This is a genomic window from Aquitalea palustris (genome assembly GCF_003693445.1).
GTDB classification, from domain to species: Bacteria; Pseudomonadota; Gammaproteobacteria; order Burkholderiales; family Chromobacteriaceae; genus Aquitalea; species Aquitalea palustris.
Genome location: NZ_RFAR01000051.1, coordinates 66,229 through 79,481, shown reverse-complemented (window position 1 = coordinate 79,481; position 13,253 = coordinate 66,229). Strand labels below are relative to the sequence as shown.

At 58.9% G+C, this 13,253-nt stretch carries 11 protein-coding genes; 3 read left to right on the top strand and 8 right to left on the bottom strand.

The features are described from left to right. Nucleotides 1-45: 45 nt before the first annotated feature. The 6 genes from speA to EAY64_RS12565 all read right to left on the bottom strand — a co-directional run bounded on the left by speA (nucleotide 46) and on the right by EAY64_RS12565 (nucleotide 7,479). Nucleotides 46-1,926, bottom strand: a complete 1,881-nt coding sequence (speA, locus tag EAY64_RS12585; RefSeq protein ID WP_103525097.1) for an arginine decarboxylase — start codon at nucleotides 1,924-1,926, stop codon at nucleotides 46-48. Between the two features lie 11 nt (nucleotides 1,927-1,937). Beyond that, nucleotides 1,938-2,330, bottom strand: a complete 393-nt coding sequence (locus EAY64_RS20280) for a hypothetical protein (protein WP_147456221.1) — start codon at nucleotides 2,328-2,330, stop codon at nucleotides 1,938-1,940. Between the two features lie 82 nt (nucleotides 2,331-2,412). Beyond that, the gene (locus tag EAY64_RS12580; RefSeq protein ID WP_103525133.1) at nucleotides 2,413-3,702 is read right to left on the bottom strand and encodes an NAD(P)/FAD-dependent oxidoreductase; all 1,290 of its coding nucleotides are present in this window, start codon (nucleotides 3,700-3,702) and stop codon (nucleotides 2,413-2,415) included. 186 nt (nucleotides 3,703-3,888) lie between these two features. Next, nucleotides 3,889-5,070: an ABC transporter ATP-binding protein gene (locus EAY64_RS12575; protein WP_103525096.1), complete on the bottom strand. Its 1,182-nt coding sequence runs from the start codon at nucleotides 5,068-5,070 to the stop codon at nucleotides 3,889-3,891. 112 nt (nucleotides 5,071-5,182) lie between these two features. Then, nucleotides 5,183-5,356 carry a hypothetical protein gene (locus tag EAY64_RS20405; protein WP_158604691.1) on the bottom strand — a complete coding sequence of 58 codons (174 nt, stop codon included), beginning with the start codon at nucleotides 5,354-5,356 and terminating at the stop codon, nucleotides 5,183-5,185. Between the two features lie 326 nt (nucleotides 5,357-5,682). Further along, complete coding sequence (locus EAY64_RS12565) at nucleotides 5,683-7,479, bottom strand: GGDEF domain-containing protein (RefSeq protein ID WP_103525132.1); 1,797 nt, start codon at nucleotides 7,477-7,479, stop codon at nucleotides 5,683-5,685. A gap of 198 nt (nucleotides 7,480-7,677) precedes the next feature. On the opposite strand from EAY64_RS12565, the gene EAY64_RS12560 reads away from it, so the two are divergent. From EAY64_RS12560 to astE, 3 genes are all read left to right on the top strand, one after another. Continuing rightward, nucleotides 7,678-8,466: an alpha/beta fold hydrolase gene (locus EAY64_RS12560; RefSeq protein ID WP_103525094.1), complete on the top strand. Its 789-nt coding sequence runs from the start codon at nucleotides 7,678-7,680 to the stop codon at nucleotides 8,464-8,466. Nucleotides 8,467-8,512: 46 nt separating this feature from the next. After that, nucleotides 8,513-9,298 carry an enoyl-CoA hydratase-related protein gene (locus tag EAY64_RS12555; protein WP_103525131.1) on the top strand — a complete coding sequence of 262 codons (786 nt, stop codon included), beginning with the start codon at nucleotides 8,513-8,515 and terminating at the stop codon, nucleotides 9,296-9,298. A gap of 100 nt (nucleotides 9,299-9,398) precedes the next feature. After that, a complete protein-coding gene (gene astE, locus EAY64_RS12550; RefSeq protein WP_103525093.1) occupies nucleotides 9,399-10,412 on the top strand; it encodes a succinylglutamate desuccinylase in 1,014 nt (337 codons plus the stop codon). A 74-nt stretch (nucleotides 10,413-10,486) separates the two neighbouring features. Here the strand turns inward: astE and flgL are convergent, their stop codons facing one another. Both flgL and flgK read right to left on the bottom strand, forming a co-directional pair. After that, nucleotides 10,487-11,401 (bottom strand): flagellar hook-associated protein FlgL, encoded by a 915-nt coding sequence (gene flgL, locus EAY64_RS12545; RefSeq protein ID WP_103525092.1) that lies wholly within the window; start codon nucleotides 11,399-11,401, stop codon nucleotides 10,487-10,489. Nucleotides 11,402-11,416: 15 nt separating this feature from the next. Beyond that, nucleotides 11,417-13,216, bottom strand: coding sequence for a flagellar hook-associated protein FlgK (gene flgK, locus EAY64_RS12540; protein ID WP_103525091.1), 1,800 nt, complete (start codon nucleotides 13,214-13,216; stop codon nucleotides 11,417-11,419). Nucleotides 13,217-13,253 lie beyond the last annotated feature (37 nt).

Below are 13,253 nucleotides of genomic sequence, written 5' to 3'. Positions count from 1 at the left end.
CCCTGATTTCTCAGGGCTTTTTCTTTTGCACCAGACCTACCCGGCTTACACCGACAGATAGGACGACTGCTTCAGACCACGGCAGAACTCGGCAAAGAATACATTGCGCTCGTCGCTGGACAGGTCGGCCGCACGGGCTTTTTCCTCGTAGCGGTTGAGGATTTCCTCTGGCGACAGGTGCACATAGCGCAGCATGTCTTCGATGGTGTCATGCTCCTCGACACCGGCAAATTCCAGCTGGCCGTTGTCGCGCACATAGACGTTGACCGAGTCGGTATCGCCGAACAGATTGTGCATGTCGCCCAGAATTTCCTGGTAGGCACCTACCATGAACACGGCGATCAGGTATTCCTTGCCGGGTTCAACATCATGAACCGACATGCTGGATTCGATACTTTGCTGGTCGACATACTGCTTCACCTTGCCGTCCGAATCGCAGGTCAAATCCTGCAGCACGGCGCGGCGGGTGGGCTGCTCGTCCAGCCGGTGTACCGGCATGATGGGCAGGATCTGGTCGATGGCCCAGGTATCCGGCAGGCTCTGGAACACCGAGAAATTGCAGAAATACTTGTCGGCCAGCTTGTCGGTCAGTTCGTCGTAAACCTGGCGCTGCGAACGCTGGCTGGCTTGCAGCTGGCGATGCAGACGACGGCACAGCGTGGCGTGCACGTCTTCGGCCATGGCCTTTTCCTTGAGCGAAATGCGGCCGGCGGAGTAGAGGTCGGACACGTCAGAGGCGTAATGGCTGGCGCGGTAGTAGATTTCCGTCACCATCTCTTCGTCGGTCAGCTCCATCAGCTCGAACAGCTTGCGCACCGGCTTGGCCAGTACCGACAGATCGGCCACTTCCGGCACGCTTTCCGGCAGGCGTTCCACATCGGTCACGTTCATGATCAGCACAGCGTGGTGAGCAGTCATGGCGCGGCCGGATTCGGACAGGATGCGCGGATGCGGAATGCCGTTTTCGTCGCAGAACTCGGCCAGCATCGACACGATGACCTGGGCGTATTCGTCCATGTCGTAGTTGATGGAGCTGGCATTGCGCGAATGGGTGCCGTCGTAGTCCACACCCAGGCCACCGCCGACATCGACGTGATCGATGGGCAGGCCCAGCGCACGCAGCTCGGCAAAATAACGCACCGCTTCGCGGAAACCGGCACGGTAGTCGCCGATATTGGCGATTTGCGAACCCATGTGGAAGTGCATCAGCCGCACGCAGTCGGACATGCCGGCAGCAGCCAGCTTGTCGGCAGCAGAAATCAGCTGGGCAGCGGACAGGCCAAACTTGCCCTTGTCACCGCCGGTATCTGCCCACTTGCTGCTGGCCAGCGAGGACAGGCGCACGCGCATGCCCAGCATCGGGCGCACGCCCAGCTTCTTGCTTTCTTCAATCGCTAGGTCAACTTCGGATTCTTTTTCGATGACGATGAACACCTGATGGCCCAGCTTCTGGCCAATCAGCGCCAGCCGCACGAATTCGCGGTCCTTGTAGCCATTGCAGATGATGGTGCCACCCTTGGGCGCCAGCGCCAGTACGGCCATCAGTTCCGGCTTGGAGCCGGCTTCCAGACCGATGGACACCTCGCGCGTGGCGATGATGCTTTTCACCACCGCTTCTTGCTGGTTGACCTTGATCGGATAGATGGCGGTGTAGCGGTTGCCATAATTCTGCGCGGCAATCGCGGTGTCGAAAGCGCGGCACAGGCGTGTCACGCGGTCCTGCAGGATGTCGGGGAAGCGCACCAACAGCGGCAGGTCCAGTCCCTTGGCGCCCAGCTGGCGGCTTAATTCGTGCAAATCGATACGCGTGTCGTGGCGCACATTGGGTTGCACCTGAATGCAGCCATTGTCGCCCACGTCAAAATAACCCGCCCCCCAATGCCGGATGCCATACAGGCTCCGGCTATCAGCCACAGTCCAAGCCATGAGATTTTCCCTCAATGATTCGATGGATAACCCCGCTCCTTAGTGCGCGGCTTTCGGGCTACAAAGCTTTTATGTGGGCCTGGGATGTCGGAGCGAAACAATATATTGTCGGTGTTTTGCATTGCAAAACGAGCGCGGATTTTAACAACATCACGCAGCTTGACAAGTAAAAGTTTGATGACGCGGCCTGACGTCCATTTTTTTGGACAAGGCACATGGCATGACCGCCTTTTCTGGCCGTCAATAAATGGCAGATGTGCTGCTGACAGGCTGCGGCGATGGCATATCTTCCATTCTGCCGCAGCAGGCGGCCCGCAGCGGCACTGTGCAAGATTTTCAACATCCACCCCCTGCCGCGCAGCCTTGCCAGACAGGGCAATATGCGTCAGCAGACTGACAAGCAAGCCGCCTTGCACCGCTTGTCAGGATGTGTTCACGCTAGCGCGAACCAGGGGCCAGACCAGGCGCAAGGGTGTGAACAGCTTCTTACAGCGCATCCAGCATGCGGTAATAGGCCATGCCCAACACCAGCGCCGGGGTACGCAGCAGCTTGCCGCCCGGGAAATCCCGGTGCTGCAGTCGGGCAAACAGGTCGAGCCGCCCGGCCGTGCCGGCAATGGCCTCGGCCACTACCTTGCCAGCGATGCCGGTGACATTGATACCGTGGCCGGAAAAACCCTGCATATAGTAGATATTGCCATCCAGCCGGCCCAGGTCCGGTGCGCGGTTGACGGTGATGTCGCAGAAGCCGCCCCAGGCATAATCCACCTTCACATCGGCCAGCTGCGGAAACACGCGCAGCATGTCCTGACGCATGGCAGCGGCCAGATTGTGCGGCTGCTTGCCGGAATAACTGACCTTGCCACCGAACAACAAACGGTGATCGGCCGACAGGCGATAGTAATCGAGCACGAAATTGGTATCACACACCGCCATATTGTTGGCGATCAGACTAGCCGCACGCTCGCGCCCCAGCGGTTCGGTGGCAATGACATAGGTTCCGGCCGGCATGATCTTGCGTTCCAGCTGCGGCACCAGCTGCCCGATGTAGGCATTGCAGGCCAGCACCACGTGGTCGCAGCTGATGGTACCGTGCTCGGCATGCACCTTGGGGCGGCTACCCTGCTCCAGCCGCACGACCGGTGTCTGCTCGTAAATCCGGACACCGGCCGCCAGCGCCGCACCGGCCAAGCCCAAGGCATAATTCAGCGGGTGCAAATGGCCGGAACGCGGATCATACAAGCCACCCAGATAACGCTCGCTGCCCAGTTGCTGCGCCAGCCTTGCCTTGTCCCACAGCTCCATGCCGCCATAACCGTATTCTTCCTCGGCTTCCTGCTGCCACTCTGCCAGCTCCTGCATGTGACGCGGCTTGAGCGCGGCATTGCAAAAGCCGCGCGTCCAGTCACAGGCGATGGCATGCCGTTTGACACGCTCATCGATGATATCGACCGCCTCCACCGACATATCCCACATCACCCGCGCCAGTTCCGCCCCCAGCTGTTCGCGCAGGGTATCGATGCCACAGGCATAGCCGGCAATCACCTGGCCGCCATTGCGGCCAGAAGCCCCAAAGCCCACGGCCGAGCCCTCCAGCAGCGCTACCGACAAGCCGCGCTCGGCCAGATTGAGCGCGGCCGACAAGCCGGCCAGCCCGCCACCCACCACACAGACATCAACGCTGGCCGAGCCTTGCAGCTCGGGACAGGCCTGCCAGGCATGGGCGCTGGCGCAATAGTAGGAAGGTGCGTGCGGCTGTCGGGCAAAGCGGAGCATAAAAACCTCGCGAGCAATGTAAGCAGGATGAATCTGGCGGCCATCGGCCTGATGGCCGCCCATGCGGACGAAAAAAGAGCGGACACTCTTGCGAGTTATCCGCTCCTGGTCTGTGCGGGACAGACTGCGCCCCACTCACAACACCCCGGTAGCCGCGGTGCAGCTACCCGGTTTTGTTGTGGATATTTACTGGGTCAGTACCACCGGCACATCAGCACGCCAGCTGACAAACACCGGATCACCCCAGGTCGGGGCGGTTTCGTCGGCATCGTACCAGCGTGACGACGGCACCACGGTCTTGACGATCTTGCCGCTGGTCAGCTTGATGTGGAAGATGGAATAACTGCCCATGTAGGCAATGTTTTCCACCACACCGGCGGCCATATTAGGGCCGGCGGCTACCGGTTTGCGGTCCAGCCGTACATCTTCCGGACGCACACTGGCCCAGACATGCATGCCCTTGGGGCCGGTAATGCCGTGGTCGATACGCACCACGCCACCCAGTTCCTGCGAGGTGATCTCCACGCGGTCGGCCTCATCCACCGTCACTGCGCCTTCGAACATATTGGTTTCACCGATGAATTCGGCAGTGAAACGACAGTTCGGGTAGTCGTAGATTTCGGTCGGGGTGCCCACTTGCAGCAGCTTGCCTTCGCTCATGATGCCGATACGGTCGGCCATGGTCATGGCTTCTTCCTGGTCATGGGTCACCATGATGCAGGTCACGCCCACTTTTTCGATGGTGTTGGCCAGTTCCAGCTGGGTTTGCTGACGCAGCTTCTTGTCCAGTGCGCCCAGCGGTTCATCCAGCAGCAACAGTTTCGGACGCTTGGCCAGACTGCGCGCCAGTGCCACACGCTGCTGCTGACCACCGGAGAGCTGGTGCGGCTTGCGGTTGGCATACTTGCGCATCTGTACCAGATCGAGCATTTCATCGACACGGGCACTGATCTCACCCTTGGGCAGCTTGTCCTGCTTCAGGCCGAAAGCCACGTTCTCGGCCACGGTCATGTGCGGGAACAGCGCATAGCTCTGGAACATCATGTTGACCGGGCGCTCGTACGGCTCCAGACCGATGATGTCTTCGCCATCCAGAACGATCTTGCCCGAGGTCGGGGAGTCCATACCCGCCAGCATGCGCAGCAGGGTGGACTTGCCGCAGCCGGAGCTACCCAGCAGGGCGAAAATTTCGTGCTGTCGAATATCCAGATCGACATGGTCAACGGCAACGTTGTCGCCAAACTTCTTCACCACTCCGCTGATACGCAGATAGGGTTTGTCATTGGCTTGCACGCTCTGAACCTGCTTGGCAGCCTGTGCGCCCGCAACTGATTGAACCGGCTTATTGGCCGCTACAGCATCCGTCATGATTTTGCTCCCTCCAACTATTCCAGCCTTGGCGGCTGATTTCGCGTGTTCGCGACCTGATTATCGGGTCAGCTTCCAGAAAGGGCAGCCAGGCGGCCCCTTCCACTCGCACCTAATCCGCTTTCAAAACAATACCAGCACCCAACCCGAATGGGCAGTGGCCAGCAAGGAAAAAAGCGGGAAAAACGATCAAATCGGAAACGATAACATTTCGAGGAGGCTGGCAGAAACAGGCGTGGCCTGTGCTGTCGTCATGGACGGCAATATCTGGTGTCGCGTATTTCATGCTGGCTCCTCCCCTACTCTCCCGTACGTGGTGGTGCTGACAGCGCCTCCAGACAAGGGGCTAATCGCATGCGCCTTGCAGGAATGCCTGCACCACCACCCAGAGCAGTCTTTATCGCTGCTCTTTTGCTGGAGAGAAGCCTAGCTTACGTTTAATAAATTTGACAAGCCTCAAAACGAAACTTGATCAAAAGTGGCTCTGCAATGTGGCTTCCCAGCCTCACAGCGCCTTTGTTTTGATAAAAAACCCATCGCCACGAAAAATATTTGATACAAAACAGGCGAAATTCTGCTGCTTGTTTAATTCATCAAACGCCCCTGTTGCCCCTAGCCGTTCCGGGCAGGCAGCAGGTGGCGCCGCTCGACGAACAAGGAGCTGCCCGCCTGCTTTTTGGCCTGTTTCTTGGCCTCGGCAGTGGCCGAACCCACTTCATAGTGCGTGGGGTACTGGCCGGGGCTCACCCGCACCACCCCCACCGACAGGCTGGTGAGCGGAAAACGCATCGGCTCGCCGTTGCGACCGCTCATTTCAAAGCCCCCGGCGGCCAGGTGCGACGGATCAAAAAAACTGCGCACACTGCGATCGAACTCCCGCAGCATGCCCTGCAATTTGTCTTGCCAGTCTGCCGACTGGAATAACAGGGCAAAATCATCGCCACCAACATGGCCGACAAAATCGCGGTCCGGGTCGGCACACTCCACCAGCAAACGCCCCACCAGCTGAATCATTTCATCACCAGCCGCATAACCGTACAGGTCATTGAAAGGCTTGAAATTGTCCAGATCAGCGTACGCCACCACGAAAGGCAAGCGGGCTTCCAGCAGGCGGTCGATGGCCTCGGATAGCGGCACATTGCCGGGCAGGCCGGTCAGGGGGTTGGCATAGCGGGCGGCGGAAATCTGCAGCTCGGTCATTTTGCGCATCAGGGCAAAACCGGTGCCCATGCCCAGATAACGCCCGTTTTCGGTAATGATGAAGCCATCCACCAGATAGCGCTGCTCGGAAGCCACCACCAGCGCCGACAGCTCATGCACATTGATGTCGGCACTGACAATCAGCGGCTGCTTGTCCATCATCATGGTGCAGGGCTTTTTACCGTACAGCTCACGATTGAAAGGCTTGGCAAAACTTTCCAGCAGATGATGGCGGCGCAGCAGGCCGATGGGCACGCCATTCTCCACCACCGGAATGGCAAAGCGGGCCGGGTCGCTGGCAAAAATCCGGTAAGCCGCCTCATTGGGCAGCTTGGGTTCCAGATAGGGCACCTCTTGCAGCAGGTCTCGCGCCACGGCAGGTACTTGCCACGGCAGCCGTGGCCGGCTGCCCGACCACGCCACGCCCTTGACATGAACTTGCAGATCCAAAGCCGGTGCAGCGCTGGGACGGGCCAGCAGATAGCCTTGGCCGTAACGTACGCCCAGCCGCTGCAGGGTGCGCAGCTCGGCCACGGTTTCTATGCCCTCGGCCACCAGCAGGGCGCCAGACTGGCGGGCAATATCCACCATGGAGCGGACAAACTGCTCCTTGAGCGGGTCCAGATGCAGCTGCTGCACAAAGTGCTTGTCCAGCTTGACGAAATCCGGCCGCAGTTCCGACCACAGCCGCAGATTGGAAAAGCCCTCGCCCAGGTCATCCAGCGCGATACGGAAGCCATGATCGCGATAATGCTCGGTAGCACAGCGCAGGGCGGTATAGCAGCCACTGGGGGTGGTTTCGGTAACTTCGATGATGATGCGCTCGGCCGCCAGCCCGATTTTTTCCAGAAAGGCCAGCGTTTCGCCATGGCGATGCTCGGGAGCCAGCAGCGTGGCCGGGCAGATATTCAGGAACAGCAAACCGGACAGCGCCAGCTCGACAAAGCGCTCCATGGTGACCTGGCGGCAGGTGCGGTCCAGCATCACGGTCATATTGCAGCGCTCGGCCTGGTCAAACAGGCTGACGGGGGCATGCAGCGGGCTGTTGGAAGGGCCACGGATCAAGCCCTCGTAACCGAGGATGATGCCGCTTTCCAGATCAACAATGGGCTGAAACACCGGCTGCAAACGCCGTTCATTGATGATCAGCTCCAGTTCCTGACAGCGGGAGGCAAATTGCTCCAGCTCCGCCACTTCCGTCTGAGACATACAGTTCATACCCGATTATCAAGCTATCCCGCCATTAGGCCAGCCTGCACTTTAAACGTTGGAAATGACAGTCTGGTTACCCAGACTGCCGGCCCCGGGGCAAAATAACCCCGCTAACTGGCCTGCCAGACGTAATGCAGCCTAGAATAAAGCAGAGTTGCCGCCATCCGGCCGCACTCACGCCAGCGGGAGCCGCCCATGCCACACATCACGCTCAATGGACATTCGCTGTTCTACGAACTGACCGGACAAGGCCAGCACACCCTGTTGCTGTTCAATGGCATCACCATGTCGACCCCGGGCTGGACCTTGATGACACCAGCACTGGAAAGCCAGTATCGGCTGTTGCGGCTGGATTTTCTCGGCCAGGGCCAGAGCGACAAGCCGGAGGCAGAAAAGTACGCACTGACCGAGCAGGCCGACCTGGCCGCCGCCTTGCTGGACGCTCTGCAGCTGGAAAAAGTCTATCTGGTGGGCCTGTCCTATGGCGGCATGGTGGCGCAGCATTTCGCCCACCGCCATGGCCAGCGCCTGCACAAGTTGCTGCTGGCCTCCACCCTGGCCTGGTCGGACGAGGTCAACAACCGCATCAGCCAGAGCTGGATCGAATCCAATGCCATCGGCGGCCTGGATTTGCGTTACAGCGCCAGCGTGCCCTGGCTGTTTTCCAGTCGTTTTCTGGCAGCCAATGCCAGCATGCTGGACGACATGAAGGAAATGGCCGGCATGGTGGACTGGGATGCCGTCATCCGGCTGATCAATGGCGTCAAGGAGCACGATGCGCGCAACTGGCTGCAACAGATCAAGCTGCCCTGCCACATCCTGCTGGGCGAAGAAGACCGCCTGACGCCGCTTTACCAGGCGCGGCTGCTGCAAGAACGCATCAGTGGTGCCACGCTGGAGCTGCTGCCGCACGCTGCCCACGTGCTGCATATCGAAGCGGCCGAAGCCTTTGTGCGCAGCATTTTCCGTTTTTGCCAGCCCTAGACCGGCCCTGCGCCACAACAACAAGATGAATACCGAGGAGAACCTGATGGAAGAAGCCGTACTGCTCAAGGTCAGCCCGCAGGGCATTGCGACCGTTACCCTGAATCGTGGCGAATTGCACAATGCACTGGATGACAAGATGGTGGAATTGCTGACCGCCACCCTGCAAACCCTGGCTGAAGACGACAGCATCCGCGCCGTGATCCTGACCGGCGAAGGCATCAGTTTTTCCGCCGGCCACGACAGCGCCTGGATGCGCCGCCTGACCGACTACGACGAAGCGCAGCTGCGGCGTGATGCCCAGCGCCTGTCCACCCTGCTGGAGACACTGGACCACCTGCCCAAACCCACCATCGCCCGGGTGCAAGGCTCGGCCTTCGGCATTGGCGCGGCGCTCATCGCTTGCTGCGATGTGTCCATCAGCGTCGCCGAGGCCCTGTTCTGCTTTTCTGACGTCAAGCTGGGCATCATTCCAGCCCTGGCCGCACCCTATATCGTGCGCGCCATCGGCCCGCGCGCCGCGCGCCGCTATTTTGTTAGCGCCGAGCGCATCAATGCTGGCAAGGCCCGCCGGCTGGGGCTCATCCACCAGACCGTGGAAAACGACGAACTGGACGATGCCGTCGATCACATGTGCCGCCAACTGCTACTGAACGGCCCGCATGCCATGATTGCCGCCAAACAGCTGATCCGTGACATCGAACACCGCGATATCGGCCCGGAAGTCATCGCGCTGACAGTGGATCGCATCGTCGCCCTGCGGCGCAGCGAAGAAGGCCAGGAAGGGGTCAAGGCTTTTCTGGAAATGCGCAAACCCGGCTGGATAGACTGAGTTTGCCCATATACGGCATCCGCGTTCAAATGCGCGGCATGCCGGCTGCAAGCCATGAGGGAATGGTTACAATCAGCCCTTCCCTTTGCACGGATAGCCCATGACCACCTCGCATTCTCGTTTTCTGCAGCATGTGTTGCAGCCGGCAGCGCTGGCGGAAACCCGCTGGACACTGGCACACGGCGTCACCGCCCACTGGCATGATGACAGCGCCGTCGAACTGCGCCCGGCCACGCCGGCTGCCACCTGCAGCTACATCCTGCTGTCCTGCGGCATTCACGGTAACGAAACCGCGCCCGTCGAAGTAGTGGATGGCATCCTGACCGATATCGCCAGCGGCCAGCTGCGCTTGCACCACCCCTTGCTGGTGCTGTTCGGCAATCCGCAAGCCATGCGTTGCGGTGAACGCTATCTGGATTACGATCTCAACCGCCTATTCAATGGCGCCCATCAGCAACATGCCGGGCTATGTGAAGCCGAACGCGCCGCGCTGCTGGAACAACACGCCAGCCGCTTTTTTGCTCAGGCAGGCCCAAACAACCCCAAATTGCATTACGACCTGCACACCGCCATTCGCGGTTCGGTCTACGAAAAATTTGCCATCTACCCCTTCTTGCATGAGCGCACGCACCGACGCAGCCAACTGGCCTGGCTGAAGCATTGCGGCATCGAAGCCGTGCTGCTGCACAGCAAGCCGGCCAACACCTTCAGCTATTACACCAGCCAGCAGCATCAGGCTGATGCCTTCACCCTGGAGCTGGGCAAGGCAAGGCCCTTTGGCGAGAACGACCTTAGCCGCTTTGCTGGCATCGATCACGCCCTGCGCCAACTGCTGGACGACAGCACACCCGCCCTGCCCGACTATCGCGATGGCGACTACCCCTTATTTCGCGCCAAGTACGATCTGATCAAGCACAGCGAAGCTTTCCGCCTGCATCTGGCCGCCAGCGTGGAGAATTTTACAGCCCTGCCAGACGGCATGCTGATTGCCGAGGATGGCACGCAGCGCTACGTCGCCAACGGTGGCGAGGAACGCATCCTATTTCCCAACCCCACGGTAAAACCGGGATTGCGTGCTGGCATTGTGGTCGAGCCGGCCATGCTCAACGCCTGATGGTGTTCTCGCTCCCGCAATGAAAATAGCCGCCCAAAGGGCGGCCATTTTCTTGGTAAGCAATGCGAGAAGACTCAGGACATATAGTTGAACAGCGACAGGCTGGTGACCTTGTTGTACACCAGCTGGCTGTACTTCAATGAGGTCTGAGTCTGGGTGAAACTGGTAATGGCACTGGGCATGTCCAGGTCCTGCAAATCACTGATGCCGGACTTGTACTGCAGCCCGAGCTGGGTGCCCATGTCCTGCACGCTCTGGTTTTCCTGCCGGCGCGCACCAATAGAAGCGATATTGGTGGACAGGTTTTTCTGTGCGGTATCCAGCGACGTTACGATGGCACCCATTGAAGTGCTGTAATTGGCCGGCTTGGGATTCTGCGCCAACAGATCATTCAAGGATTTGAGTGCATCAAACACCGCAGTCGCACTGCTGGCATTACCAAACACATTACTGCCGGCATCGGAAATCTGCATGCTGCGTGAGGCACTGATAGGCACATTGCGCTGGCCTGTATCGCCTTGATATGTGGCGGTGTAAGTGGCATCCAGCACATAGGGCGGAGTATCCACCTTGTTGCCGCTAAACAGATAATTGCCCTTGCCATCGGTAGCATTGGCATAACCGGTCATCTCGGCAATACCTTCCTGTACCTGTTTCTGAATCATCAGTAACTGATCGGAGGACAGCACGGTATTACCCGCCTGGATGGCAACCGCCTTGATGCTGGTCAGCAGGTTGGTGGCATTGGTCAACTGGGATTCGGCCAGCGACAAGGTAGATTCGACTGCCTTGGTATTGGTGACATACTGGCTATTCATGCCATCGGACTGGTTCAGCTGCAGAATGCGCGCCGCCGCAACCGGATCATCAGCAGGTGTCACCACCCGCTTCTGGGTATCCAGTTGCATCTGTAACGATTGCAACTGCGACTGCAGCGATTGCATGTCGTAGGTGCCGGTCATATAGGATGTTGCAGTACTGATTCTCATGATTCAACCCTCGCCTCAGCCGCCCATTTGCAGGATTTGCTGGAATAGCGTCTGCGCTATCTGCAGCACCTTGCCAGATGCCTGATAAGCCTGTTGATACTTGATCAGGTCAGCTGCTTCCTGATCCATGTTCACGCCACTGACATTCGAACGCGAGGTCGTGGCCTGTTGCAGCAAGGTGGTCTGCGATGATGAGGCCAGGCTCACCGTATTAGTTGCATTACCAACATAACTCACCGTGGTGGAGTAATAAGTCTGGAAAGATTGCAAACCGCTATTGGTGCCGTTCTTGTTTTCATCAACAATCTTGCGGGTTTGCAACCCCATCATCTCGCCCAGATTATTACCATTACCAATGACAGCTGTACCGACCGGCACCGGTGAAACATTGATGGTCATACCCGCCTGCATCTGGCCAGATAGCTGGAACTTGATACCCAGATCATTGGCCGGCGTAGCACTGTCCACCAGTTTGTAGCCATTGGAAACCGTAGGGTCCGGCACCACGTTGAAGGTTTGGCCATTATCCGGGCCACCGGTCAGCGTAGCGCTGATGCTGGTGGCGGAAGTGGCATTGATGGTCATGCCGGTCAGGCCGGTAACCGGGTGCGTCGTCGTTGAAGGCGGCGTTGTGGTACTGCTCCAGCCATAAGTACCGGGCATGCTGGCCCAGACGCCGGACAAAGTCACACCGGTGCCGGCAGGAGTAATGCCACCAGCGCCCAGCTGCAAGGACGAAGAAGCCGCGAGCTTGGACGGGTCCGCCAGCAGCAACTGCATATTGGCCACGGCATCCTGTGGGTGGGTGGCATAGCTGCTCATGTCGGCAAAGATCTGCCCGCCCTGGTTGCCTGACAGGTCACGCCCCAGCTGATTCTGATAATTCATCGCTGTGGTGAAGTCGATGGCCAGGGTGCCGAGCTTTTGCTGGGTAGTCAGCAGGGTGCCGTCGCGGAAAGACATATAACCGGCCAATTGCCCACCCGACAGTGCCGAGCTGGGAATCACCGTGGCGGTGCCGTTGGGATTGGGATAGGTCACTTGCACATTCTGCGGGTTGGCAGGATCAGCCTGCGTACCCAGCTTGTTGACCTGATTGCCCATGACCAGCGCCTGACCATTGCCGATGAACACGCTGTAAGTACCATCCGACTGTGCCACCGACTTGGCACTCACCAGCTTGTTCAACTGCTCCATGGCCTGATCGCGTTGATCCATCAGGTCGTTGGGCTGTTGCTGGCTATTGCTGGCGGCGGCAGCAGCGATCTGGTTGTTCAGGTCTGCAATATTCTGAGCCAGTGCATTGATGCTGTTGACGGTACTGGTAATCTGCGAATTGGCACCCGCTTGCATCTGGGACAGATTGTTGCCGATGGCGGTGAAGTTGGACACCAGCGCCTGCGACATATTGACCACGGTTTGCCGGCTGGGAATAGACGACGGATCTTGCGACAAGGTCTGCAGGCTGCTGTAAAAACTCTGGAAAGAATTGTTCAGCCCCACGGTCGGATCAGCCAGCAGATTATTGATCTGGTTCAGCTGCGACAGCTGGCTGGAGTAGTAGTTACTGCCGGCCTGGGCACTCAATACCTGCGAGTCCAGATACTTGTCATAGGTGCGGCTGACACCGGTAATGTCCACCCCCTGCCCCAGATAGCCGAAGCCTTCCTGTTGCGGCATACGCGCTGCCTGGCTCATCACCTGGCGGTTATAGCCTGGGGTATTGGCATTGGAAATGTTCTGGCCGACAACAGAAAGCGCAGTTTGTGCTGCATTCAGGCCGCTAACGCCAATGGAAAAAATGTTTGAGCCCATTATCGCCTCTCTGCTGTTTTATCGACCGCAACTGCTG

Coding starts and splice junctions, on each gene's coding strand:
- EAY64_RS12580 (WP_103525133.1), bottom strand. CDS start 3,702: ATGCTCCGCTTTGCCCGACAGCCGCACGCACCTTCCTACTATTGCGCC.
- EAY64_RS12555 (WP_103525131.1), top strand. CDS start 8,513: ATGGAAGAAGCCGTACTGCTCAAGGTCAGCCCGCAGGGCATTGCGACC.
- EAY64_RS12565 (WP_103525132.1), bottom strand. CDS start 7,479: ATGTCTCAGACGGAAGTGGCGGAGCTGGAGCAATTTGCCTCCCGCTGT.
- speA (WP_103525097.1), bottom strand. CDS start 1,926: ATGGCTTGGACTGTGGCTGATAGCCGGAGCCTGTATGGCATCCGGCAT.
- flgK (WP_103525091.1), bottom strand. CDS start 13,216: ATGGGCTCAAACATTTTTTCCATTGGCGTTAGCGGCCTGAATGCAGCA.
- astE (WP_103525093.1), top strand. CDS start 9,399: ATGACCACCTCGCATTCTCGTTTTCTGCAGCATGTGTTGCAGCCGGCA.
- EAY64_RS12575 (WP_103525096.1), bottom strand. CDS start 5,070: ATGACGGATGCTGTAGCGGCCAATAAGCCGGTTCAATCAGTTGCGGGC.
- flgL (WP_103525092.1), bottom strand. CDS start 11,401: ATGAGAATCAGTACTGCAACATCCTATATGACCGGCACCTACGACATG.
- EAY64_RS12560 (WP_103525094.1), top strand. CDS start 7,678: ATGCCACACATCACGCTCAATGGACATTCGCTGTTCTACGAACTGACC.
- EAY64_RS20405 (WP_158604691.1), bottom strand. CDS start 5,356: ATGAAATACGCGACACCAGATATTGCCGTCCATGACGACAGCACAGGC.